The 25,349-nt window shown below is 40.0% G+C and carries 24 protein-coding genes; 3 read left to right on the forward strand and 21 right to left on the reverse strand.

The window, feature by feature from the left end; all coding sequences use genetic code 11:
• Positions 1-6 precede the first annotated feature (6 nt).
• Genes A3GG_RS0109700 through A3GG_RS0109780 form a run of 17 tightly spaced genes read right to left on the reverse strand, consistent with a single transcriptional unit; the run spans position 7 to position 15,242 of the window.
• On the reverse strand, positions 7-2,136 hold the full coding sequence (locus A3GG_RS0109700) for a tetratricopeptide repeat protein (RefSeq protein ID WP_248637679.1): 2,130 nt from the start codon (positions 2,134-2,136) through the stop codon (positions 7-9).
• A gap of 3 nt (positions 2,137-2,139) precedes the next feature.
• Positions 2,140-2,682, reverse strand: coding sequence for a DUF3575 domain-containing protein (locus A3GG_RS0109705; protein ID WP_018359101.1), 543 nt, complete (start codon positions 2,680-2,682; stop codon positions 2,140-2,142).
• 7 nt (positions 2,683-2,689) lie between these two features.
• Positions 2,690-3,136 carry a single-stranded DNA-binding protein gene (locus A3GG_RS12280; RefSeq protein ID WP_018359102.1) on the reverse strand — a complete coding sequence of 149 codons (447 nt, stop codon included), beginning with the start codon at positions 3,134-3,136 and terminating at the stop codon, positions 2,690-2,692.
• 31 nt (positions 3,137-3,167) lie between these two features.
• Entirely contained in the window at positions 3,168-4,799 is a 1,632-nt protein-coding gene (locus A3GG_RS12875) for a TraQ conjugal transfer family protein (protein WP_018359103.1), read from the reverse strand.
• A gap of 9 nt (positions 4,800-4,808) precedes the next feature.
• On the reverse strand, positions 4,809-5,402 hold the full coding sequence (locus A3GG_RS0109720) for a conjugal transfer protein TraO (protein ID WP_083900404.1): 594 nt from the start codon (positions 5,400-5,402) through the stop codon (positions 4,809-4,811).
• Positions 5,403-5,441: 39 nt separating this feature from the next.
• Positions 5,442-6,362: a conjugative transposon protein TraN gene (traN, locus tag A3GG_RS13475; protein WP_018359105.1), complete on the reverse strand. Its 921-nt coding sequence runs from the start codon at positions 6,360-6,362 to the stop codon at positions 5,442-5,444.
• Positions 6,363-6,395: 33 nt separating this feature from the next.
• The gene (gene traM / locus A3GG_RS13480; RefSeq protein ID WP_018359106.1) at positions 6,396-7,661 is read right to left on the reverse strand and encodes a conjugative transposon protein TraM; all 1,266 of its coding nucleotides are present in this window, start codon (positions 7,659-7,661) and stop codon (positions 6,396-6,398) included.
• Between the two features lie 11 nt (positions 7,662-7,672).
• Complete coding sequence (locus A3GG_RS0109735) at positions 7,673-7,864, reverse strand: hypothetical protein (RefSeq protein ID WP_018359107.1); 192 nt, start codon at positions 7,862-7,864, stop codon at positions 7,673-7,675.
• Positions 7,845-8,483, reverse strand: coding sequence for a conjugative transposon protein TraK (gene traK, locus A3GG_RS0109740; RefSeq protein ID WP_018359108.1), 639 nt, complete (start codon positions 8,481-8,483; stop codon positions 7,845-7,847). Before traK ends, A3GG_RS0109735 begins: the two co-directional genes overlap by 20 nt.
• A gap of 16 nt (positions 8,484-8,499) precedes the next feature.
• The gene (locus A3GG_RS0109745; RefSeq protein ID WP_083900405.1) at positions 8,500-9,552 is read right to left on the reverse strand and encodes a TraJ family protein; all 1,053 of its coding nucleotides are present in this window, start codon (positions 9,550-9,552) and stop codon (positions 8,500-8,502) included.
• 13 nt (positions 9,553-9,565) lie between these two features.
• The gene (locus A3GG_RS12880; RefSeq protein WP_018359110.1) at positions 9,566-10,189 is read right to left on the reverse strand and encodes a DUF4141 domain-containing protein; all 624 of its coding nucleotides are present in this window, start codon (positions 10,187-10,189) and stop codon (positions 9,566-9,568) included.
• 23 nt (positions 10,190-10,212) lie between these two features.
• Entirely contained in the window at positions 10,213-12,717 is a 2,505-nt protein-coding gene (locus A3GG_RS0109755; protein ID WP_018359111.1) for a TraG family conjugative transposon ATPase, read from the reverse strand.
• On the reverse strand, positions 12,717-13,037 hold the full coding sequence (locus A3GG_RS0109760) for a DUF4133 domain-containing protein (protein ID WP_018359112.1): 321 nt from the start codon (positions 13,035-13,037) through the stop codon (positions 12,717-12,719). The genes A3GG_RS0109755 and A3GG_RS0109760 overlap by 1 nt, the downstream gene beginning before the upstream one ends.
• Before the next feature lies 1 nt (position 13,038).
• Positions 13,039-13,329 (reverse strand): DUF4134 domain-containing protein, encoded by a 291-nt coding sequence (locus A3GG_RS0109765; protein WP_018359113.1) that lies wholly within the window; start codon positions 13,327-13,329, stop codon positions 13,039-13,041.
• 60 nt (positions 13,330-13,389) lie between these two features.
• Entirely contained in the window at positions 13,390-14,019 is a 630-nt protein-coding gene (locus tag A3GG_RS0109770; RefSeq protein ID WP_018359114.1) for a hypothetical protein, read from the reverse strand.
• Between the two features lie 9 nt (positions 14,020-14,028).
• Positions 14,029-14,457 carry a DUF3408 domain-containing protein gene (locus A3GG_RS0109775; protein WP_018359115.1) on the reverse strand — a complete coding sequence of 143 codons (429 nt, stop codon included), beginning with the start codon at positions 14,455-14,457 and terminating at the stop codon, positions 14,029-14,031.
• 5 nt (positions 14,458-14,462) lie between these two features.
• Positions 14,463-15,242: a ParA family protein gene (locus tag A3GG_RS0109780; RefSeq protein WP_018359116.1), complete on the reverse strand. Its 780-nt coding sequence runs from the start codon at positions 15,240-15,242 to the stop codon at positions 14,463-14,465.
• A gap of 730 nt (positions 15,243-15,972) precedes the next feature.
• On the opposite strand from A3GG_RS0109780, the gene A3GG_RS12295 reads away from it, so the two are divergent.
• Genes A3GG_RS12295 through mobC form a run of 3 tightly spaced genes read left to right on the forward strand, consistent with a single transcriptional unit; the run spans position 15,973 to position 19,683 of the window.
• Entirely contained in the window at positions 15,973-16,389 is a 417-nt protein-coding gene (locus tag A3GG_RS12295; RefSeq protein WP_282705042.1) for a plasmid mobilization protein, read from the forward strand.
• Entirely contained in the window at positions 16,370-17,590 is a 1,221-nt protein-coding gene (locus A3GG_RS12300; protein ID WP_018359118.1) for a relaxase/mobilization nuclease domain-containing protein, read from the forward strand. The genes A3GG_RS12295 and A3GG_RS12300 overlap by 20 nt, the downstream gene beginning before the upstream one ends.
• A gap of 20 nt (positions 17,591-17,610) precedes the next feature.
• Positions 17,611-19,683 (forward strand): conjugal transfer protein MobC, encoded by a 2,073-nt coding sequence (gene mobC, locus A3GG_RS0109795; RefSeq protein WP_018359119.1) that lies wholly within the window; start codon positions 17,611-17,613, stop codon positions 19,681-19,683.
• A 49-nt stretch (positions 19,684-19,732) separates the two neighbouring features.
• Here mobC and A3GG_RS0109800 read toward each other — a convergent pair whose 3' ends face one another.
• From A3GG_RS0109800 to A3GG_RS14040, 4 genes are all read right to left on the reverse strand, one after another.
• Positions 19,733-20,668, reverse strand: a complete 936-nt coding sequence (locus A3GG_RS0109800) for a hypothetical protein (protein WP_156808730.1) — start codon at positions 20,666-20,668, stop codon at positions 19,733-19,735.
• A gap of 415 nt (positions 20,669-21,083) precedes the next feature.
• Positions 21,084-22,400, reverse strand: a complete 1,317-nt coding sequence (locus tag A3GG_RS0109805; protein WP_018359121.1) for an HlyD family secretion protein — start codon at positions 22,398-22,400, stop codon at positions 21,084-21,086.
• A gap of 3 nt (positions 22,401-22,403) precedes the next feature.
• On the reverse strand, positions 22,404-24,623 hold the full coding sequence (locus A3GG_RS0109810) for a peptidase domain-containing ABC transporter (protein ID WP_026215768.1): 2,220 nt from the start codon (positions 24,621-24,623) through the stop codon (positions 22,404-22,406).
• A gap of 8 nt (positions 24,624-24,631) precedes the next feature.
• Entirely contained in the window at positions 24,632-25,039 is a 408-nt protein-coding gene (locus A3GG_RS14040) for a TlpA family protein disulfide reductase (protein ID WP_428829139.1), read from the reverse strand.
• Positions 25,040-25,349: the final 310 nt, after the last annotated feature.

The following is a 25,349-nucleotide window of genomic DNA, read 5'->3' on the forward strand; positions in this document are numbered from 1 at the left end:
TATATTCTAAAAGTTCAAATCATCATGGAAAAGGTCGTACTTCTCAATCAGTAGATTGAGCTCGGGATCGAGCTGAGCTCGGAATATCTTTTTCTTTTCTAGCTCAGTGGAGCGGAGTAGAGCATTGACAGCCTTCTGTGCTTGATTGTTCCTTGAATAGATAATAGCGAGTAAATAGAGCGTGTCAGCATTCGGATTCTCAATCCTCTCGAGGATGTCCTGGGCTTGCATATTATATCCAAGTGACATCTGTGCTACAGCGAGATTAAAGTCGTTAGGATACTCTGACAAGATGCTTAAAGCCTCCTTATACTTGCGCTCACGAAGTAGCTCTCTACCCTTATTGTATTCCTCATCAACGACAGTCGTATGTATGGTGTCCTGAACCATGTTAGCTCGGTGAGTGTAGAACCTAAACTCTGTGACTCGGAGTGCTGGATAAACACTATCCTTTAAGATTTTATACTCTTCAGGATGTAGCTGTCTTATCTTTGCCTCGCGCTCATCTTCAACCTTAGAGCTATTAGCAATACCCATAATGTTGGACTTCACTCTCTCATCTTGGAAGAGTGTGCCATTCTTAACAGCATCGTAAAGGCCACTCCAATTCTCTCCTCCAGCTCTTGACTGGATAGGAGGATTGCTCTTGAAGAAACGGTTCTTCTTGACATACTCCATCAGATTGCGAGTGCGCTTCTCAGAAAGAGATTTATTGAGCTGGCTACTACCTTCGGGGCTTGCGTAACCAATCATTAACAGGCTATCAAGAACGAATTCTTCGGCAAGCTCTATATCTGATATCATAGCACGTACCTTTTCGAACTCTGCTCGGTTATTAGAAAAGTCCTCGTCTACATCGGCTTTGGCAACAGGGTACTCGATGTTAGCTTTCATAGACTGCTCCACTTGGCGATAGACAATCTCCTTTTTGAATCGAGGAGCTTCGTCTAAGAAATCCACCATAGCTGACACATTGTAGGTTAAAGTGTCAGAGGAGGGTACATTGTAAGTACTCAAATCGATAGCCAAGACATCGCCGTCAAGTACAAGCTTCACTTTCTTCATATCACCGTCTACGTCCATCTCCTGTATGTAGTGATATTTGAAGGCATCTTTGACCTGTACAATAGTATCAAGACGAGCAGCCACCTTGGGAAACTTCACAAGCTTATTGTATTGAGATTCCTTTTCCTGCTTACGCCTCTCATTCTCTGCAATCTTCTGCAAGTCGGTAAACTTGCGCTCAATTTCTAGCGAGTCTTCAGCGGTTACAGTTTTCTTAACAATAGACTTATTACCCCATGCGTACTCAGCAAATGTTGCTGGCACAGTACGCTTATCAAGCGTACGCTCCATCCAATAAGCTGGCAGGATAGCCAATAAAGACTTTTCAGGGTCAATGGACAGACGATTGCGCTCCATTTTACTATTGAATAGGTTATAACGCTTGTTAATCTTGTCTCTCCAGTCAATCCACTGGTCTTGAGTAAGCAAATCTTTTGCCCAAGCATTATAATAGTCTTGCTCTAGGTCGGCAAGAGCTTTATTATAGCCCTTTTGATTTATCATCTCTTTCCAATAGAGACTATCAGGTATGATACTAGCTACAAACCTCTTGTATTGCTCGTATCCATCCTTTTGTCTCTTTAGGAAGTCAGCACCCGAAAGGAGAAGTGGCTCAAGGTCAATACGCTCTGAACTCGTCTTGAAAGCTCTCGGATAAACCCTTAACTGCCATCTGCTATCTATCAGACTTTTTGGCACCGTAATAATAAAATCCATATTGATTTTACCGTTACGCTCCGGGAGGCTTCGCATCTTGGTCTCTACAATAATCCCTTGAAGCTGGAAGTCAGCCATCTTATTTCCGTCCTCATCCTCGTAGGCATTGAAGACAGTGACCTCTCTACCATCAATATTCATCTTGACGGTATCAGGTAATACAATAGAGTATGTTGTGTCTACCTGCTGAGCAAAGCTCTTTTTTTCGTTGGCGAAGTTAAGCCCTAACTTATTGGCAACATCTTCTTGCTTCTCTAGTCTCTTAGTGAGAGAGCCACACGAAGTGGCTATACCTCCCACTAAAAGAATTAGAGCTACCAATCCGACTTGCTTCATTTCTTTAGTTATCTTCATTGCTTAGAATAGATAAACGATTGATATGCCAGCCTTAGTAGGCAGAAACAAGTGTTTTTGCTCGCTACCAAGAACTTCACCACAATTGCGACATTCAAGGATATTGTAGTCGGCATAGACCCAACCACCACCCAATTGGGCTTCGATATTCCATTGAGTTGATATTGGCCACGAGTAGCCAATATCAAGACCTGCTCCCCATGCCACACCCTTATATTTCTTTGTCATATATTTAGGTACACCAAAATGATAGCCAGCAAAGAGAGTGTGAGCTCCAACAAAGAAGCCACGATAACTCTCTGTAGTCCACCAACGAACTTGTGGGCGCACCATGAGGTGCTGAATCCTGAATTGCTCAACTCTCCAAGGATTGACAGATAGACTAGTATGCAAGCTCCAATTCCTATTAAGTGCCATAGAAGCATCAACATCTACCGTTCCTGTAAGAAGAGTAGCCATGTTAGCCGAAGCACTATAAAATTGTGCCTTAGCGACACCAATACTACCAATGAGAAGAGCAATAAATAGTAATATCTTATGCTTCATACCTTCATTAATATGGAATGTTATCGACTTGGCTGTTTGGCGACCAGCCCTCTTGAATTATTCCGTTAGCTACCTTTTCAGCTTCAGGAGTTAAACCCTCTTGAGTGGGTGCTTCTTGCATGGTTTGCTCATCTGACTTTTGACCTCCAATAAGTTGTATCTCCCGACTGAACAGAGTGAGGCTAACTCTTGCAATGCCATCTTCGCTCATATACATTCGTGGACTAATGTCTCCACGAACAAAGACCTCTTGCCCCTTTTTGAGGTATTGAAGGAGATTGCCACCATCACTCTTCCACATCACGGAGACCCATAATACACTCGAGACCTTATTGCCTTGGTCATCTTTGCGAACCTCATTGTGGGCAACATTAAAGGTTACATATTGTACGTTGTTGATTACTCTGACCTCTGCATCACTGCCGATATAGCCAATTACTTCTGCTTTTAACATAATTCTCTAGTATTTATAGTTATGAACTCAATTAGATTGCTAGGATGTCTCTCCTGCCAGTCATGCCTGACAAAGGATTAGTCTTGCCAAAGCCTAAGAATACTGAGGCTTCAACCTTTTCTCCAAAGGGTCCTTTAGGACAGACGAAGACAGCATAGTAAGGCACCTTGCGATTCCCTCCTGGCTGGAAACGAAAAGCCTCAATAAACTTGAGCTTAACGGAGGAGGTGGAAACATCGATAAGGTTGCTAGGCATACTCTTATAAATCTTCCGAACTCTAGTTAGAGTGGTCTTATGACCCTCTAAGTAGATAAAGGAATTACCTTCCTTTATGAATTGATCCACTGGAGCATCAAATGGCAACTCGACTTCACCAGTCTCTTTGTTGCCTTGCTTCTGAGTGAACTTGAAAAAGTAGTCTCCTTCAATGTTATAGACTAGCTCAATGCCGACTCTCATCTTGTTAGGGACAACAGTAGTCTTGCCTGTTTGGTAATTCTTACCATTGACAGACACATTAACGGATGATGGCTCTGTATTGCCATCGTATGAGAGCTCTCTATTCTGAACAATAAAATAGCCCTCACTATCTGCTTGATAAGTTTTGCCTGAAAGATTAGGCATATTGCGAACTATTGCGTTAGGAACAGGATTCCTATTTGCATCATATACTCGATAGATGGCATTGCCATCAGCAAGTACCAACCCAGCATATTCTACCTCTCTGCCATCTTCAGTAGTAGTGGCGCCTTGCTTGCTCACGAGCTTCACGGCATACGACCCTAGAGGCAAAGAGTTGGGGTCTACAACTATACTGTTATTGATGATATAGTCCTTTGTAGAGACTAGAGGCTCTGAGGTAATAGCTTTGATTTTAGTAGGCTGACCATCTAAGGTATAATTGCCGTTATTATCTATCCCTACTTTTGGCTTAGGGAGAGCTGGAGCCTTAATCCAGCTATCCTCGCCATTGATATACCAATTGCCATTCTCTCCAACAGTCAATTCTCCTTGGTCACCATCTTTTGCCGGGAGCTTTGTTTTTTCTCCGTTGATATACCAATAACCATCAATGATTTCTAGCGTCGGGTCAAATATACTAGGGTCAATAGTAGACTTGATACCGCTATTCTCTCCATTGATATACCAATTGCCATCTTCGCCAAGATAAGGCGTACCTAACTCCATTCCTGTTCCTGAGCGGACGGGAGTATTGGAGTTGTTATTGCTATTGTTAGTGTTATCTGCACTTGCATTAAAAGCAAGAGTAACGGTATAGCTTTGTCCATGATTATTCTCAAAGACAATCTCAAGCTGATGACTGCCAGCTACAATTGGAGTATAATACATCCTAAAGTCGCCCGACTTGATATTGTATCGGTCATTAGGGCGTAGAGCTTCGCCATTACCTCCCACTCTTAGATAACCCTCGCCTTGAAAAGGAAAGTACCTGACAGTGTACTTTGTGCCTTCAAAGGTATCGTCAGAAGATAAGTTCATCCTAATCTCTGAGGTTTCCCTGACACCAATATTGGTGTAATAGGGCATGTGATTGATTTCAAAAGGCGCTCCCTCTTGAACTTCTAACTTGTGAGTACAACTTGCAAGCCCAGAGAGGAATAGCAAGATTGAGAACTTCACAATATTCTTTAATCTATTCATAGTCATATCTTAGAAATTGATTTTAACTCCAGCACTGAGTGATGGATAGAATAACTGCAAGTCGCTGCCCCATAAAAACATACCTTTCCCTCTGAGGGTGACAATAAAGTTGTCAGTAAGGAGCGTTTCTAGGCTAATCTGCGGTGTAGCTCCGTACACGAAGCGAGAGCGGTCTACAAGAGTTGCTCCATTGGGCATGGTTCGCTCTCCTTTGTTCAGCTCTTGATAACCTGCAGTAGCAGATAGACCAGCATAGATTAACACGGTCTTTCTAGGGTCTACCAAGACAGGATACATATAGCCACCATTAAGTAGATACTCTTGCACTGGTACAGTATAATGGGAATAAGAGCTATCCCTTTGCCTGTATTCTGCACCTGCAAACCAATAGGTAGCCTTTTTGAGATATTGAGTAATCTCAAAACTGACATTGTAAGCATTGGGTTCAAAGATACCCGACTGACTAATACCGGGTGTGCCGACAAGGACAGCTACCCCCGACTGCTTCGGAATTAGTCGCTGGGCGTGTAGACTATTACTGCTTACAAGCAATAATAGTACTACCACACCAGCTCTGAAGATTTTAAGAAAACGACTCATCATTGTTAAGAGTTATGACATTAAGAAATATGCGAGTGTCCCTTAAAACTTCAGTTTAAGGTCGTCTATATTGTTAGCTCTGACTAGGTCATCGTTCTCTACATAATAGGTGAGGGTACGACCTCCGTTATACTCATGTAGAGTAACTTCGAGTTGCTTGCCATGAGGTAGCGTAAATGTCTCAAGACAGTAGATGATTTTCTCTTCTCTATTACCTCTAACCTGAGTAAGCTCATTGAATGCTCGCAATGGCTTGAGATCAAGTTCTTGGGTCGCCATACGCTTACTGGTGTCTTTGTCTACGACACGGAAGCTGACATGGTCTATCTGATAAGGCAGATTGTTACTATTCTTTATCGCAGTGTGGAAGTAGATAAGTCCATTGTGCGTATAGAGCCCATTCAGGGTGAATTGAACACCGAATTGCTTCGCTCCGATATGGCGGATAGCCCTCTTATTATTCTGCTGAATAGTTTGCATAATGAGCTTCACGAGAACAGGGCTTTCGCTCCCCAATTCTCTGAAATAGATGTCAGCCCTATTGGTGGGCACATTATTCTCTCCTGCATAGAGGAAATCTCTCATTTCGAGATTGATTTTCTCAGGCTCATCGGCATACTTCACATTGAAAGCAAAGAAGCTGCCATCATCACAGATAACTGATAGATTGGTCTCTACCTCAAAGTCCTTAACAGATGCTTTAACTCTTAGTACGTTATCAGCATCTTCTGCTTTCCCAGCTACCAAGGCATTACTGCCCAAGTCTACATACCGAATTGGAGCTGGGAATATGAGGTGGGTAGTCTTGTCAAATGTCACCTCAAGACCATAAGGGATAATAGTTCTTCCCTCTGGAATACTCTTTGTCATTCCCTTGTAGAGGTCGCCTGAGCGGTTAGTCTGTGCTACTCCAGCGGTTGCCATAGCCATAACCGCTACCAGTGTAAGTACAATCTTATTCATGCTATAAAATTTATATTGTTATTATTTTTCCTTTTAGTTCTTTCTCGTTGTATCGTAGAGCAATAGACGATAGCCACTATTGAGCTTTACTTTGTAGGTCTCAACAGCACCTTTTACAAGGTCTGCTACACCTCTGACGGTACCTCGTATCACATCACCTTTCAGTTGCTCTACAGCAGTGGTGTTATTAATATTTACAGAGCTCGAGGTGCCAAGGGTATTAGCTAAGCCAGTGGAGAAATTGACCACGGCATCGGAAACAGGAGCGTCAGGTACGAAAATTCCTTCTTGCCCTGCAGTATCATAGGCACTGAGCTGTACTCCTGCCAATGCTCCGTCTATCTCAAGAGATTGTACAACGAGTTTCATCCTATTACCACTAAGAGTGGCTCTAGCTATTAGCTTTGTATTCTTTGGGACAAGTAAGCCATTTGCAAGCCGAATGCTTTCGAGTAGTTGGAGTTTGACATTGTCGCCGCTTTTTACAATCTGTGTTTCGCTTACAACAGCCTTGATTGTATTCTTGAAGAAAGCATCTTCTATGACGGCTCCTACTGGAGTGTAAAAGCTAGTGTTGCTAGGCTCGTCAATGAGCCTTGCAATGAGGATACTATCTTGCTCGTGTTGTAGTAGGGTGGTAACAGTATGCTTTCGCTCCTTTACAACTGAAATATTTGCGAGGTTTTGGTCACCTCGTTTGGGTTCAGGAGGAGCTGCTGGTTGTGGATTCTGCTGAGCATTGTATCTATTGGCGAGTTCATAACTCTTTTCGAGCAATGCCATCTGCCGTTGCTCTCTTGCCTCTTCGTTCTTGTAAGCAGCAAGCTCCATTTCCAATTTTGCCTTTTCTTGCTCTGCCCTATCTAAATCAAGCTCCATTTGATAGAGCTGAGAATCGCTCTCATCATAGTATTGAGAGTATTGCTGACTTGCTAATGAAGCATCATGGTATGCCTGAAGAGCTTTGTTCAGCTCCTCCTCTTCTCGTGAGATAGCTGGTTCTGCTTCATTAAGGATATTAGTGTCACCATTGACAGCATAGTCATTAAGACGGTCGTATGCCATTTCAGTGGCTTCCTGATTACTTTCAAAGTCCATGGACCCGTTATAACTCTCCATCTTACTTGATGGCAGTCCATCAGTGGAGGCAGAAGGAAAATCATTGATGCTAGATTGAGTACTCTCATCTTGTTTTTCCCAATTGGGTTTAAGTATCATGTAAATGATACCACAGAAAAGGAGGATAAGGAAACCAATCACTACCAGTTTCTTGACTTTTTCTTTTTTGTTGTCTTCCATATTCAAAATAGTTAGTTCAAAAAGAAGCTTACAATCAGCATCGCAATGTATGCGAGACACGCCACAATGATGATTGTGAGCCTACTTTTATTATTCTTTTTATCCCACCAAGTGGCAAGCTTATCACGAGTCGCCTCCTTGAGTGAAATTCTCTTTGTTGGCTCTTCTAGAGCTTCCACAGTCTTAGTATTTTCTTCGCTCATAATTCCTTATATCTTCATTCTGAATGACTCGAAAATCTTCAATGAGAAATCCTTGTGGGTTATTGTCACTCCTTACAGTGTTGATAAGGTCACAAGCAGCAACAAGTGACCGCTCTGTAACATTATTGCGACGATAGATGATTTGCTTCCCATAGGTAAGTACCTGATAAGGGTAACTATCAAAATCACTAACAATACTATCTAGTTGGTACACTTGATTCGTATTCGTACTTATCAAACGATTGTAATATCTCTGTTCGGATAAGTCTTGGTAATAGTCGTAAGCGGTATCATCCGCAAGTTCTAGAGCTCTGTTGATATTGCTTCGAACAGCTTCGCTTTCGGGTGCTAGCGTGAAGAATAGCTCATGGAATCGCCTGATATGCTCTCTAGCCTCTACAGGACGGTTAGCCTTTACATCTTGAGCTAGAGCAAGCATTAAGCTCTTACCTCCATCCAAAACGTATATTTTCTGTCGCTGTTGCTCGGCAAAGCGATAAGACATCACCACTGTGGTAATCACTGCCAGCAGTGAGAAGGCAACAATAACGATAGAAAAGAGCCTAATATTTCTATAACTAATTTCTAGATTGTCGATGCTTTTAATTTTGAAGTCCATATCTCTTCTTTATCTATTAGCCCTGTGGGGCATTATTACCACTACCGACCTTTCCAACTTTATTCGCCATTGTTGCTCCGACAGCTCCACCAATTGCAGCACCTGCTGCACTAGATACAAGATTAACAGGAGCCTTTGCTACACTAGTAATCTTGTTAAGGAGTGCGCCACCACCACTACCAGCATCGACTACCCAACTAGCAATGGTTGGGACGGTGGTATAAGCGATAATACCCATGATGTAAAAGACAATAAATATCCACATGTTAGGCACCACCTGTGTGGTTTGGAAGTAGGCAATATCTGCTTGGACAAGATTGATTTCAATTTGATCCATTATATAGCGCAGTATATGTGATATGGGTACCCATAATGAGATAGATATGTACCTGCTAATCCAATTGCTAATCATGTGACCAAAACCGTCAAAGCATGCAATGCCAAACACGATAGGACCCAATAGAGATAAGATGATAAGGAAGAAGGTAGAGACTGTATCTATAGCAATAGTGCCAAACTTCATGCACCACGAAACAATATTGTGGATAAGAGACTCAAAAAATGTATCTATTGTGGCTCCAAGACGGTTTATGCTTTCGAGCATTTTCACAAAAATATTCGCATCATCTTTGACCTTACCTTCTTTATTATATACCTCATTAGGCTCCATACCCATAAGGACGAGGTCTTTTTCGAAGCGTTTGTCACCTAGCACTTTTTTATATTCATCGTACTTCTTATCAACGGCTTCGGACGACCCTTCAACTATGGTTTGAGTCTGGTCAGAAACTATATCAATCATAGAATCCAAGAAGCCCCTGAAAACACTGAAATTGATAATCACTAAGCCAAGAGCGAATGGCTTCAGAAGAGGAAATACATCAATAGCCTCTGCACGAGCCATGTGACCCCAAACCCTATAAGCGATATACAGCAAGGCTCCAATAGCACCTATAGCACGACCTACACCAGCGAAATTGGATAGATGTGTACTAACAAGTGTCTCTCTGATAGTCTCAAGTGTTTCTCCTATCGATACAACATCCATTGTTAATAATATTGCACTCATGTTATAATTGATTTTAGAAGCCCCTCAATTTTCTTAACATTTGATGAGACATGTCCTGCTGACGCCTACCATAAGAGAGCGCGTTCATCTTGTAAGATGTAGAGCGTATCGCATGACCACAAGCAATAATCTTCTCAAAAGACTCATCGATTAGTTTAAGCCTCTCTGCATCTGAACCAGTAGAGATTTTTACATCACTTGAACCTCCACCTCTTACCATAGAGGACAAACCCGTGATATTGTTGAGTTCTTTGACTGCCTGATTGATATAGTAAGTTTGCATGCGTATGATGTATATTCTCTCAGCTGTAGTGAGATATTGGTCACCCTTATGTGCGTTTACGACAGTGCTTCCCAGCATCCTTATCTCATTAAGTGCCGTCATAGCTTCGTACCCTTTGCCAAAAGTGCGGATGTAAGGGCTAATCTTGTTATACATCTTCTCCACCTGCTCAAATTGCTTTGTCGCAATACCAAATTGCTCAAGAGCTTGGGCAATTTCAGCTCCAGAATTGACAAGATTTCCGAAGAAGTTAGTCGGGTCGGAAACGACCCACTGTGCATTCGCTTTTGTCGCGTTAAGACTTCCCATGAACAAGGTCATTAGAAGTAGTAATCGATACATCTTTGGTTTCATACTTTTCTCCTTTTAGATAGTTGTTATTTTTCTCTTTTGTTTCTGCATACTCGCTTGATAGCTTGTTCCATATCGCCACCGCAGAGCTTTGCCATTTCTTGAACTTCTACCTTTTCCAAGGCTTCAGTAGTGTAGGTGTAGTATTCCTCGAGGCTGACCTCGCAAGCATAGACGGCAGATATTTTGGAGCCTAGCCCAATCCACACCTCTAAGTACTTACGCAAGGGGTCATTGTTCATATTGATTGAGAGTATCTGTTGCTTTTCTTTTTCTGTTAGACCAAGAGCATTTTGTATCTCATCGAACTTGTACATATACTTGCGTTGGTCAAGCAAAATCTTGCAATCTGAGTTGTTGATGATACTCTCTCTTACAACTTCACTTTTCAAGATGTCATCAGGGTCTTGTGTCACCACAACTGCCTCGCCATAGTGCTTACGCACTGTCTTGTACAGATACTTAATGAAGTCTGCCATGTTAGGTGAAGCAATAGCCTTCCATGCCTCTTCGATGACTATCATCTTCCTTTCTCCTTTGAGGTGACGGAGCTTATTGATAAAGCTTTCCATAATCACTAGAGTGACTACAGGGAAAAGAATCTTGTTATCTTTGATACTGTCAATCTCAAAGACGATAAACCTCTTATTAAGTAGGTCTATATTTGCATCAGAGTTAAGGAGGAAATCATAGTCTCCACCCTTATAGTAGGGCTTCAAGGTGTTCAAGAGGTTATTGATATTGAAGTCGGATATATGGACTTTAATATCTCTTTGCTGGAGTTCAGCTCGATATACATCTCGTAAATACTCGTAATAAGTATTGAAGCAAGGACGGATAGTCCTATCGCTTTGTATCAACTCTACATAAGCAGCAATGGAAGAACTTAGCTCGGTGAGTTCTGTCTTCGTTGTCTTTTCATCACCAAATCGCCACAACGTAAGGATAAGCTGTGTTAGACTTTCTTTCTTTTCTACATCATAAACATAATCATCGGTATAGAATGGATTGAAAGAAATAGGCTTCTCCTCCGTATAAGTATAGTAAATGCCATCTTCACCTTTGGTCTTTTGATTAATTAGAGCACATAAACCTTCATAAGAGTTACCAGTATCAATAAGGGTTATATGTGTGCCTTGCTTGTAATAGTTACTCACCATATGGTTAGTAAAAAAGGACTTACCGCTGCCTGATGGTCCTAAGATGAACTTATTCCTATTCGTAGTTACATTCATCTTCATCGGCAAATCGCTAATATCAACGTGAACAGGCTTGCCACTTATCCTATCGGCTAACTTAATGCCGAAAGGTGATACAGAGCTTCGATAGTTAGTCTCATTAGTCCATAAGCAGAGAGCAGGAGCAATAAATGTCCAAAAACTCTCTTCTGCAGGGAAGTCGGCAGAGTTGCCGGGTATTCCACTCCAATAAAGGACAGGAGCGTCAATGGTATTATGGCGAGGAGAACACCCCATAGAGGATAAGGCGCTACCTACTTCATTTCTCTTAGAGGATAACTCGTCTTTGTTCTTACCCCATACCATCACATTGCAATGTGCTTTAACTGGCATAAGCTCGTAGGTGCGAGCATAGCTTACATATTCGTTAATCCAACTAGCATTGACTACATTTTTACTACTTAGCTTGCTCAATGAACGCATACGCCTACCTGAAGCTTCGAATTTTTCAAGTTGTGAGTGGTCTGCTATAAAGAGATATTGGTTGTAGATATGGTCACAACTCAAAAGCAATCCAATAGGAGAAGCAAAGGACAAGCGAGTATCGCTTTTGTCGGTGCTTAATTTATCGAACCTTTTATCGGTTGATACATTATTCGGCAGGTGTTCGGTCTGCGATATTGTGTAGACTGCCAACTCTTGTTGCCCAATAGTGATACCATCGTTTCTTTGTGTAATGTCTTCTAATATGCCCTCTTTGTCTCGATTGAGTGCAAAGTAGAAGTCTAGCAGACCTCTTTTTCCTTCAGCCCCTAAAATGTCTTCATCGGTGAGACGACGAAGCTTTACATAGCCTGAGTCGTTGATAATGCGTTCAAACTGAGATACGGAGTCAATGAAATTGTTCATTATCTCCTTATCTTGAATTTCTTGAGGTACTAGATAGCCTCGCGCAAGAGTGTTTGTGTCACTCTTGCCATACATGCGCTTTTCGGTTGTCTTGGTGATATACAGATAACAGGTATGATCAAGATAGGGACGCTCATAAAAGTGTGCCTGATAAGCAGTGTCCAAAAAGCCCAAATGACCTTCTCGAACTTTATCGCCTTCGTACTTTTCAGCCAAAAACCAATCTTGCTTGTGCAAGATGGTAAATGATGGCAATACTTTAATCGCTTTATGCCACATATCGTGGATACTGGAGTAGTCTCCTTCTGTCACCGTAAAAATTTCAGGTAGATGCACCTCGAAGAGTGCAGTAACATCTGCATTCTTCGATATGACATAACCACTCTCAACAGACATAATAGGGAAGAGCCTATCCAGTACTGTTATTTTTCCACGTGCTCTCATTATCTTGTGTTGCTACTGTTAAGCATTTCTTGTGCAGTCCTGCGATGAATAATAAATTGTGGATGATTTATCTTGCCGATGAATTTATAGTGTCCATTCTCTCCAAATTTGCCATTGAGCTTAGCAATACCTGAGAGACCGCCAACTGCGATAATAAGACCACCTCCAATAACGATTATTCCCGATAGACCAATTGATGATGTTATGACGGAGAACATAAAGGCTGTAACCAATGCCAAAACTGAAGCTATGGCATAAGTTTTAGAGAGTTCTCCAACATAATAAGGAGCTCCAACACCTTTGTTTACGGTATAGGTCATACTAATCGAGCAAGACAGCTTTAAGCACTGTTACAGCTATCACCAAAAATAGTGCTGCTCCAAACCATTGGGCGGCAGTAGTACCTGTGTCAGGGTCTCCTTTCGAAAATTTGCCGTACACCTTGATGGCTCCAATAAGCCCAATGATGGCAGCCACGACATATACAAGCTGAACAATAGGTTCAAAGTAGCCTTGAACGTCACGAACGGCATCTTCAATGCCTTTCTTGCCTCTTGCGACTCGACCTACATCTCGCACCTGTGCTGAAAGCGTATTGGATACGAATAGCATCAAGGATGAGAACCCCCACTTAATTTTGTTGTTTAGTTTCATGTTTATATAGCTTGATAATTATGATTTATAACTTGCTTTTTTGACTTTAGAACTGAGTATAAACTCTTCCATCTTGCTATTGACGACAACCTCTGCTTCTGCGATAATAGATTGCATCTGCTCGAGGAGGTAGGTATTGGATAACTTCTCAAGTGTCGCTTTCGCGATACTTTCCTGCTCAGGAGAAAGCTCTTGTAGTGTCATATACTCGGTTAATCCGTTTACCTCGTCTGAGGTGAGATTGTCCTTATCTTTGTTTGAGGCTTGGGTAGCCCACCAATCGTTTTCCTCATTGAGGTCATCAGCAGATACCCCCATACTGGCAAGCATTTCCTGAGTGAGAAAATCTTGTATATCTATTCCTTCCTCATCTTCTTCTACCTCGTCATCAATAGTGTAGATGTAATCACTCACTTGTGTCTTAGCTACGCCAATGATTGCATCGTGCATTTTCGGCTTCTTTATCTGTTCTTGTAACACTTTGGTCGGGGATGGAGTAGGGTTCGTTTCTTGAGCCTCAAGGCTCATTCTTTCCATAGACCCATGGCTTTTTATCTTCCCTTTGATGGCAGGGAAAAGCATGTAGATACCTAAGCCAATGCCCACAACAAAAAAGGCGCTTATAAGCAAGAAAGTAGAAGTCATCATCTTCGCCTATCAATCAATAGTTATAGATGCACGATTGCGCTCAATCTCTTCATTGAGAAAGTCTTTGTAGTGAGATAGATGAGCTGTAATAATATTCTCAAGATAAGAAGAGAGTGCACACCGTGGTCCGATGTGAAAAACTACTGTCTTGAGCATTTCATAGAGCTCTGCATTGACTGCAACATTAGTCTTTTTAGCAGACTTAGAACTTTGAGTCTCTACAAGATATTTCTTGCAGAAGTTGTTCAAGGTTAAACTGCCCTCCGTATCGTCAATGATAGTAGATGTTTCAACCATGGTGTTTGGAAAGGCTTCCTCCACTTTGTCCTCCTCATCACCTAGTAGGTCATCAGGAAGCTCTGGAGTTTCTACGTTTAGCCCACCAATAACCTCTTGAAGGATAGAGGCTGTAGATGCCTTTTTGTTGTTCGTAGCCATATTTTTTATGTATTACTTTTTTGGAAAATTTTTCTTTCAATCTCATCAATGACTTCAAAAATGCCTGTGCCCTCCATCTGCAATTGAGTAGGAGCGAGGTAGGTGCATCTGCAGACCTCTTTGATATTTCGTGCTTCTCCGACTTCTAAGCTGAATTTCTTGGAGGCGTAGAGAACATTGTCTAAAAGAGTCACTCCTAGGTCTTTGATGAGAGGAGTGTAATTCTCAATAGTATCTCTGCGTTCACTCCTGCTGATTTTATTCCACAAGGCAAAAATTTCTTTGATTTGCACTCGGTCATCTTTAATTTTGGTGCAGGATTCTTTGAGTGTGCGGAGATACAGCATACTCGAAGTCATGCTTTGGATGTCAGGTTCTATGGGAGAAATCACATAGTCCATCCTAAGGGAGAAAAACAAAAGATCAACAGAGTTAAGCCTTCCGGGGAGGTCGAAAACAACAATGTCAGAATTGAGTTTCTCACTCCATTCACTTGCTGAAGCAAAGGCTTTATCAATGTGAGAGGGGATAATGTTATAAGCTTTCTTCTTGTAGGACTGGAATTGTGTCTTAAGGGCTAAGCCAATGCCCTCTTCTTGCTGAATGAATAAGTTATCACGACGACGAAGTTGCGTGAAAGAGTTTTGGGAATCGTCACAATCAATGACAAGTACATTATAGCCTTTAGTGTAATGTAAGATACTACACATGATTTCGGCGATGGTGCTTTTGCCTACTCCACCTTTCTGACTACCCATACCTATGTAGATAGGTTTTTTCTTCATATCTATGTCCTCTTTGCTTAATCGTTATACTTATTCGCAATCCAAGAATGCAGGACAAATGTGAAGGCATTTTCTTGCTTTTACAAGAAGTCGGGCAATATCGGGCAAAATCGGGCAATATCGGGCAATCGGACTTCCCGATTTAACAATTCGGAATTTTAATATTTTACCTCATTTTTGTCATTTGTGATATTGATATTATATAAACTCGAGGATATTTCTTTTCGGGGTTTGGGAAGAGAGGAGGAAAAATTAGGCGCATAGAGAGGTCAAAAATTACCAGTGCCAATTTTCTTCATTTTTTCATCACATAAATACACGATAACAAGACCACATAATCATATAATCACCGAACCACATAATCACACGATAAAGAAAAAACAAAGGCTCTTTAGTGGCAACCCCCAAAACGTTAAATATCTATAAGCAAAAAAGGTCGGGCAAAATCGGGCAAAATCGGGTAATTCGTTATCAAAATTATCTTTCCATATTTGCCACAAGGATATAGGTCAAATTGTATGACAGAAACAGACGACAGAAAAGAGGGCAGTAGCGTGCGGTATTTACGTATCAGTTTCCGAATGGGCAAGTAGTGTCTTTGTAATACAAATTGACATTTGTAATACAAAAACCTCCTTGCTCCCGTGGGGAGGGGGAACGCTCCAAAGTCGCTATTTTTTAGATAGGTGAATATTAAACATAAAAATAATTACAAATGAGTGAGAAGTTAATGCCACCAAAATGGGATACTTGGATATGCAGGATGCCCAACCCAAATGACCAAAGAAAAGCAATTACTCTTTTCAAGAGGTCAGGGGCACCCACAAAATCGGATTTTATGAGGACGCAAATCCTCAACGAGAATTTTCGGGTCATAAAAACTGACCTAGGGTCTATGCGTTTTTATCAAGAGTTGTCTCAGTTGGTGGCTGCAATTAATAAGATAGGGGTACTCTTCAACCAAACGGTGAAGTCCATCAATCAGTTTCACACTGAAAAAGTAGCCGTGAGACTGCTCAATAATGTAGCCAAAAACCAACTTGAGATTGTCGAGACCCTGAAAAAGGTTATTGACTTAGTAGAAGAAATGAAAAATGATAGTCAGTGTAACGACTCCGAAAAGCTTGATGGCGAAGCTGGAGTATGACTTTAAGCAAGAAAACAAAGAAAAGTCTACCTTGATTTATTCTCAAGGGGTATCCGTCGGGTCAGATGGTTACCCCAATATCGAAGTAGCCTACACCGAAATAATGGCACAGATACCTGAAAATGTGCGAACGAAGAACATCGTGTTCGCAGCATCTCTCAATCCTGATCCAAGAGAATACCTCTCAGATGAACAACTGATGCTAATTGCTCGTGAGTTTATGGAGAGAATGGGGTATGGCAAGCAACCCTTTATCGTGACTCGACATCACGATATTGAAAGGGAACACATTCACATTCTCTCTACAAGGGTGCGACCTGATGGGAAAAAGATACCTGACAAGTATGAGGGACAGAAGGCACGTTCAATTATAGACAGCTTAGAGGTCAAGTATGGTCTCATACTATCACCGAAGAATGCCCAAAAACAGAACAAGAAGGAGGTAGCAAAAAGAGTTTATGGGCTCTACGCTGAACCAATAAGGGTAGGCAAAGCTAATATCTTTGAGCAAACTAGAAGTGTGCTTAGGAGGATTTTACCTGAAAGTAAATTTCAGTCGATTGGGGAGTTTAATGCTCTCTTAGCTAAATACAATCTCAAAGCAGAGATTACCAAGACTGAATACAAGGGTAAAATCTATGAGGGGATAGCTTATGCACCTATAGATAATAAGGGACAGGTGGCAGGTAAACCCATTTCGGGGTCGGAACTTGGTCGAGGTTTTGGTCTATCTGCGGTGCAGAACAGAATGCGCAAATCTAAACCTCTAGTAGCAGAAAGGATACCTCATTTTATCGAGGTGCTACAATCAACGATGGAGAAGCGACCTGCCACTATTGAGGACTTCAAACGACAATTAGCCGACCAAGGTATACGACCCATGATTTTTCAAAATGAAAAAGGACGTATCTATGGTGTCACATTTGTCGAGGACAATACAAACACTGCCATCAATGGCTCTAAGATAGGCAAAGAATTCTCGGCAAATGCCTTTAACGACTACTTCTCTCCAGAGACACAAACGCCTCTTCAGATAGAAGAAAAACTAGAGCAAATAGAAGCCAATGCAGACTCCTCCATAACTCTGACCTCATGGACTACAGGTAATGATGATGGTAGAGACTATACGGAGGAGGCATTTGCAAGAAGAATGAAGCGTCTCTATGGGACAAAAAAGCCTAGGAGACCAAAGCAAAAATAACATATACACTTATACATAATATGGGACAAGAAGACGATTTGAGAGCGTTAGGCAAAATAATGGACTTCATGAAGGGATTAGGTATCTTCATCCTTATTTTGCACATCTATTTTTATTGCTGGAGTGCTTTTCACGAGTTAGGACTAACCTATCCAGTTATTAACACAGTGCTGATGAGATTATCACAAAAGACGATGCTATTCTCATCTCCGCTGTTTTCCAAGTTGCTCGCTTTAGTATTCCTAGCTCTTGGTGTATTAGGTATTAGAGGAGTTAAAAATGAAAAGATAACTTGGTCAATGGTAGCCTTAGCTATGCTAGGTGGAACCATATTTTACTTTGGTAATTTTGGGCTCCTTGATATAAGACTTCCTTTACCAATAGGAAAGTTAATGATATATCGTTTTGTACTATATTCAATTACCTTGGCTATTGGCACAGCTCTCTATATTCTCGGGCTATCATGGATAAGAATGCTGATGGACAACAATCTTATGGATGATGTCTTTAATATCGAGAATGAAAGTTTTATGCAGGAGACTAGACTCATAACCAACGAGGACTCTGTCAATCTGCCCACAAGGTTTTATTACAATAAAACATGGAATGATGGGTGGATTAACGTAATTAGCCCTTATCGTGCTACAATGGTTTTAGGTACTCCTGGCTCAGGTAAATCTTTCGCTGTTGTCAATAATTACATCAAGCAATTCATCGAGAAAGGCTTTGCGATGTACGTTTACGACTTCAAGTTTCCTGACCTTTCAATTATCGCTTATAACCATCTTGCCAATCACCTAGATAAATACGGTGACACAAAACCCAAATTCTACATTATCAACATAGATGACCCAAGGCGCTCTCATAGATGCAACCCATTGTCTCCTCGCTTTATGACAGATATATCTGACGCGTACGAAAGTGCCTATACCATCATGTTAAACCTCAATAAAACATGGATACAGAAGCAGGGCGATTTCTTTGTAGAATCTCCAATTACATTATTGACCGCAATAATATGGTTTCTCAAAATCTACGATGAGGGGAAATACTGCACTTTCCCACATGCGATTGAGCTTTTGAATGCGAATTATGAGACGGTATTCAACATATTGATGGATTATGATGAGCTGGAAAACTACATGGCTCCTTTTATGGACGCTTTTCGGGGCAATGCTCAAGACCAATTGCAGGGACAATTGGCATCTGCAAAAATTCCATTGGCTCGCATGATTTCTCCAGCACTCTACTGGGTGATGTCAGGTGATGACTTCACTCTCGACCTGAATAACCCGAAAGATCCAAAGGTGCTTGTAGTGGGGAATAACCCTGACCGCCAAAACATCTATTCTGCAGCATTAGGATTGTATAATGCTCGAATAGTCAAACTTATCAATAAGAAACGAATTAACTTTGAGGGAGAGAATGGCGAAATAGAGTCGGTTCGCACGATGAAGTCTTCTGTAATTATCGATGAGCTTCCAACAATCTACTTCCGAGGTCTTGACAACCTTATCAATACTGCTCGTTCTAATCGAGTAGCAGTTTGTCTTGGTTTCCAAGACTTCTCTCAGCTGACGCGAGATTATGGTGACAAAGAGGCAAAAGTAATTCAAAATACCGTTGCAAATCTGTTTAGCGGTCAGGTAACCGGGGATACTGCCGAAACGATTTCGAAGCGCTTTGGTAAAGTACTCCAAAAGAGAACCTCAAAGAGTATCAATCGTAATGACACTTCGACTTCTATTTCTACTCAAATGGAAAGTCTTATACCAGCGAGTAAGATTTCAACTCTTACGCAAGGTACTTTTGTCGGGGTGGTGGCTGATGACATAAACCAGCCAATCGAGCAAAAGATTTTCCACTCTCATATCATAGTGGATGTTAAGAAGGTCAAGGAGGAGGAAAGTAAGTACATCAAAGAGATGCCTATTCTCTTAGACTATAAAGGGGTACCACTGACTGATGACGAGGCAGACGGAGTCCTGAGAGCCAATTACAATCGCATCAAGGAGGAGGTTAGAGCAATAGTTGCCCTCGAAAGCGACAGAATAAAGAAGAAACAAGAGGCTCAACAAGGCACTGAAGCATAGAAAAAGCGAGGGGTTTCCTCGCTTTTTCTATGAGTTATTATCCTATAGGTCAATCATTATCACCTTTATCATCATAGAGTTCAACAGTGATATTATACTCATTGTTACAATAACAAGCCCCTTTCTCTTCTAGGAACTTTTTCATCACCTCTGTTCGGTCTGCGATATATGCTTCTTCAATTGGCTCAAAATGAGCTCTCAGTTCATCAGCATACTTCGCAAATGCCTCTTTCATTTCAGGATTTCCATCGAAGTATCTATCTACAGCCCAATCTGGAATAACACGAACCTCCTCCAGCTTCCCATGTTCGTTGGTATAGGTGAAGTATGGTGCTAATTCTTCACCACGCTCTCTTTGAGCATGCCAAAGGCTAGAAAGATACCTTGTATGTGCTAAAGTGTGCTCCAACAAATTAAAGTAGGCTCTATAATCCTCTCCTCTTAAACTCCTCAATTCTTCATGCCATTCTATCTGTTCTTCCGTAGGATAAGGATACAGAGCTTCTACTCCGCCCCAATCTTCAACAATCTCTTTTACAAGAGTTGGCATCTGAATTTCTCTAAACTCATCTTCAACATAGACATCATAGTCGAGTTCTTCAAGACCTCCGATACTTTTTATAAGGTCTAACACTCTTTGCTCTTTACTGAGCTTGTAAGCCAAACTTCTGATGTGCATGTAATGAAGTTTCCCATCAAAGCAATTTAACTCGTAGTCTACTGCATGTTTGCACTCATCAAAGACAGAGCGACTCACACCTTCAATTAGATATGTACTTGCATCTGATTCAGGATACATTAGACTCTTATCTTTGGACATTTCGCGAGCTTTCATGGCTTTCATGATGATGTACTCTTTATCTTCACACAAATCAGGACATTCATCATAGAGCCACTCCTCAAGTCGTTTCTCGTACTCATCATAGATGCCGACTTCTCTCGCTAAAACCAAAGGCTCGTATTTAGATTGTTTGTTATTAGTCATAAAAAACATATTTTATTTGGTTCAAATCATACTCCACAAAGCTAGCAATAATCCGAGCAACGACAAAGATTATTGAGAAGATAAAAATGCTTTCAAATTGTTGTTTGATGAGCCAAAAGAATAAATGGGAAGCAAAGTCTTGCTACTCTAGCTCGCTTCGGTGTCTTGATGGCCACCCTTTGCAAGGGACACTTCGTTTTGGCTATCCAAGACACGCACTCGCTCTCGCACGCTCAGACATTGCTTCCCATAGCTCCCTTTACGGAGACTGTTTCGCAAGCTCAACAGACTCCTCAGGGGAGCTTCATCATCACATGAAAAGAAGATTGGACAACTGTTCCATAATCTAAAAATGGCATGCTTTATTGCCTTTTTTGTTATGCAAACTCAAATTATGTGGCGTATAATTGGTCAATTATATGGACTTTTGTCCTTGTAATATCTTATTAAGTGGCATCAGAAATCGCTCCAACAATCTTAAATCATCGGTAATAATATCTGCAATTCCTTGCATTTCCTGTGTTATCGGTAGTATTTTACCGTAATTTGTCTCCATCCCTTTTGGAAAACTTATTTCCACAACATAAAAGCCATCGGCATTTGGTAGAGTAGATACGCTCTCAACCCTTCCATACAGATAGCCAAATTCTTGATCTGGAAAATTTTCAATTCGAACATTAACTTGCTGTCCTTTTTTTACTTTTCCTGCCCTATGAATAGGTAATAAAGCTTTCCCTTTTGACATGGATTTGGTGTGGGGTATTACTGAAAATACGGTTTCTCCCAAGTTCACATTTTGATTAGCAGTCCAAACTCCCATTTGTGTTACAACTCCATTGATAGGACTTTTTAGTACGTACGTATGCTCCCATTCCTTAATTTGTGCTTTTAAAGTTTCTACCATATTACGGAACTCTAATCTGTACCTTTGATCCTTTTCAACAGTTAATTGTTTTAAATCCAAAAATGTATCTTCGTCTTTTAGTAGCTGTAAATGTGATTGTTGCATTGACAAGAAATATGAAGCGTAAACTTGCTTTTGTTGAAGAAAATTTTTTTTAGAAAGATCATATTCATTGCCAGAAATAATGTTTTTTATCAATAATATTGAGTCTCGTTCAAAAATGCTCTTTGCTATAAGGTATTGTTCTTCAACTAAAGATTTTTGGTTTGTGATATGGTGATGCTGTATTTTTTGTAGAGCCATTTCTTGATTTTTTAAAGCGATTTTCTTTGGGTAATAATCTAATTCTCTGTGAATTAAATAATTATTCAAACTCGTAACAAAATTTGCGTAAGCAATCTGGTTTACTCCAAGTGAAAAAGTCTTCTCTTTAAAAATAGACGCATTCCTTATAAAATCATCATCAGATTTACATTGCCCTATTAATTCAATCAGATAAAACATATCTGAACTATTGGCAGGATTTCTGATAACTGCAAGTGGAGCATCTATTTCAACAGGTTCATTATTGTTTACATAAATACAATCTATCTTCCCGCTAGATTGAGCAATGATACTTACAGGGGGATCTATTGTTGTTACTGTAATTTTTGCATTTATAGTATCAGGATATTTGAACTCCCAACTGCCAAATAATAAAATAATTACAAAAAAGAACACCGTACTAATGCCATAGTGGGAGGTCCATGAAGGAATCTTGCCTATGATTTCCTGTACTTCTTCACTGTAGACCTCAAGTTCACACTTATTTTTGTTGGAATCCTTCATGACTTAGGCATTTTGATTACTAATATCTAATTGGTTTTTAACTAATTGGTAGTATACGCTTTGATTTTTTATTAACTGTTCGTGAGTTCCTTCTTCTTCAACTCTCCCTTTTCCTAAAACAACAATTTTATCTGCATTTCGAATTGTACTTAATCTATGTGCCACTATTATTACCGTCTTTCCTCTGTAAAACTCATTTAACTGTTCCATAATACTCGTTTCATTATATGTATCTAGTGCATTTGTAGCTTCATCAAGAAAAATAAATTCTGGATTTTTATAGACTGCCCGAGCAATCAAAATGCGTTGTCTTTGTCCTTGACTGATTCCGTTTCCCTCCATGCCTATTTTAGTGTTATAGCCAAGAGGAAGAGATTCTATAAAATCTTGAATGTTTGCAACTTTTACAGAATGTGATAATCTCCCAAAATCTATATGATTAACACCTACGGCTATATTATTAGCGATGCTTTCTGAAAAAATAAATCCATCTTGCATAACTGAGCCACTTTTACTTCTCCATAAATATGGATTAATCATATCCAAAGCAGTACCACCAACTTTGATAGTTCCTTCAGTCGGGGTATAAAATCCCAATAATAATTTTACCAATGTCGTTTTCCCACTTCCGCTGGAACCAACAATAGCTGTTACCTTTTTCTCCGGAATAGTTAAATTGATGTTCTCTAATACAAAGTCTCGTTTTGCCCCATTATAACTAAAGGATAAATCTTTTAGTATAATATCATGCTTTTCGGGCAAACTTGTTAATTTTAAACTGCTATTTTGACTTTCATCTTCTTTTTTATAAACTTCACTCAGCCTTTCTAGACTTATCTGTGCATCTTGAAGTGCTTGTGAAAAACTTATAAAATGCTCAATAGGTGCATTTAGCTGCCCTATTATGTAAATAAGTGCCATCATCATTCCAAGTGTCATTTCTCCGTCGACAACAGCTCTTGCTGCAATGAATGAAATAAAAATACTTGTACTTTGACTAAAAAAGACGGTTCCTAATTGTTGTAATTGCCCTAATGCTAATCCTTTTATGCTTAACTTAAATAGCTTTACTTGAATGCGTTCCCACTGCCACCGTTTTTGTTTTTCACAATTATTTAACTTTATTTCTTGCATTCCTGTAATCATTTGGATAAGACTACTTTGTTCACGAGAGGCTTGGAAAAATTGTTTATAGTCCAATTCTCTGCGCCGTTTCATAAAAATAAGAACCCATAGTACGTATAGAGTATTACCCACAAGGAAAACGATAAAAATTGTAATGTTATAGTATGCGAGTATTAGTGCGAATATGATAAAGCTCACCATTGAAAAAACAGAACTGATGGAGTTATTAGTAAGAAAAGACTCTATTCGTTCATGGTCATTAATACGTTGCAATATATCTCCAGTCATTTTGCTATCAAAATATGATATTGGCAATCGCATTAGTTTCGCTAAAAAATCAGATATTAGCGAGATATTAATCCGTGTATTCATATGAAGAAGAAGCCAGCTTCTCAAGAACTCCACTGATAGCTTTGTAATAAAAAGGGTGAATTGAGCAATTAGTATAAGCGTAATAAAGTTTAAATTACTATCTCTAATTCCAACATCGACAAGTGATTGTGTGAGAAAAGGAAAGATTAGCTGTAATATGCTGACAACCACCATTCCTAATGCTAATTGACCTAATTGCTTTCTATAGGGGGTCAAATATTTCAATATAAAATTGAACCCCCAACTATGTTCTTCTTCTTCCTCATTAATTTCAAAGAACATTGTATTCGGATCCAATAATAATACAAGTCCTTTTTCTTCTCCTTTATTTTTAGTATTACACCAATGTTTTATAAATTCAGTTTCGTCATATATAATTGAACCAATCGCTGGATCAGCAATATAGAAAAATAGTTTTGAGCCTTTACGTCTTACTTCGTAAAGCACGACAAAATGATTCTGATTCCAATGAATGATACAAGGCAATGGCGCTTCATTGGCTAGTTGTGTAAGGGATAAGATAACACCTGAAGTCCGAAAGCCTATAGACTCTGCAGCATCGCTAATTCCCAACATTGAAACTCCTTCTCGAGTAATAAAGGACTTTTCACGTAATGTTTCAAGTTGGTAATGCTTTCCATAATGCTTCGCAATCATTCTTAAACATGCGGGACCACAGTCCATACTATCAGCTTGTAAATAAATTGGGAAACGTTTCATTTCAATTAATCTTCCTATTTTTCTTGCCCAATAATTACACCAGATTTATTATATTTAATTACATGGGGGATTGAGGTTACCTTCATGTCTATAAACCATCGGGAAGTCTGACTGTTTGTCGTAAAGTAGCAGTGTTTTTCTTTGTCAAGTCTTAGCTCCTTAACTCTCTTTTTCCAATCAGCACTATTATCCATAAAAGTAATAAATACATATTCAACTCCTTTTCTCTTATTTTTCTCTCTTGTCTCTTGTTCTGCTTTAATTTTTGTAATACATGGAGAACACCATGATGCCCAAATATCCAATACTACCTCTTTCCCTCTTAATTTCTCCAAAACCTCTTCTAGTGTAGTGGTTTCACCTTGAGCATTCACTATAACGACATCATTAGTTGCATTTGGATCAATGCTGTATTTTTTCATTAAAAAAACTGGAAGTTCAGAGGACGGGTATAGGTTAAGATACTCTTGACTATTTTTCTGAATGATATCCCATGGAGCCTCAGAATATATTCGGTCTAAATACTGAGAGATACTGATTTTAATAAGAGTAGAAGGNATTGGAATTGCTCTTAAAATAGAATCCAACACCGCAACAGAATAGATATTCCCATCATATAGGTGGCGAGTTATGTTGTAGTGATTTGACAAGAGTTTATAATAATTTGAGTTGTAGTAAAAACTAGAATCTGTTTCTACTTCTGAATAATTAAAATCCCAATCGGCTCTGTAT

The sequence above is a fragment of the Porphyromonas levii DSM 23370 genome (genome assembly GCF_000379925.1).
Lineage (GTDB): Bacteria > Bacteroidota > Bacteroidia > Bacteroidales > Porphyromonadaceae > Porphyromonas_A > Porphyromonas_A levii.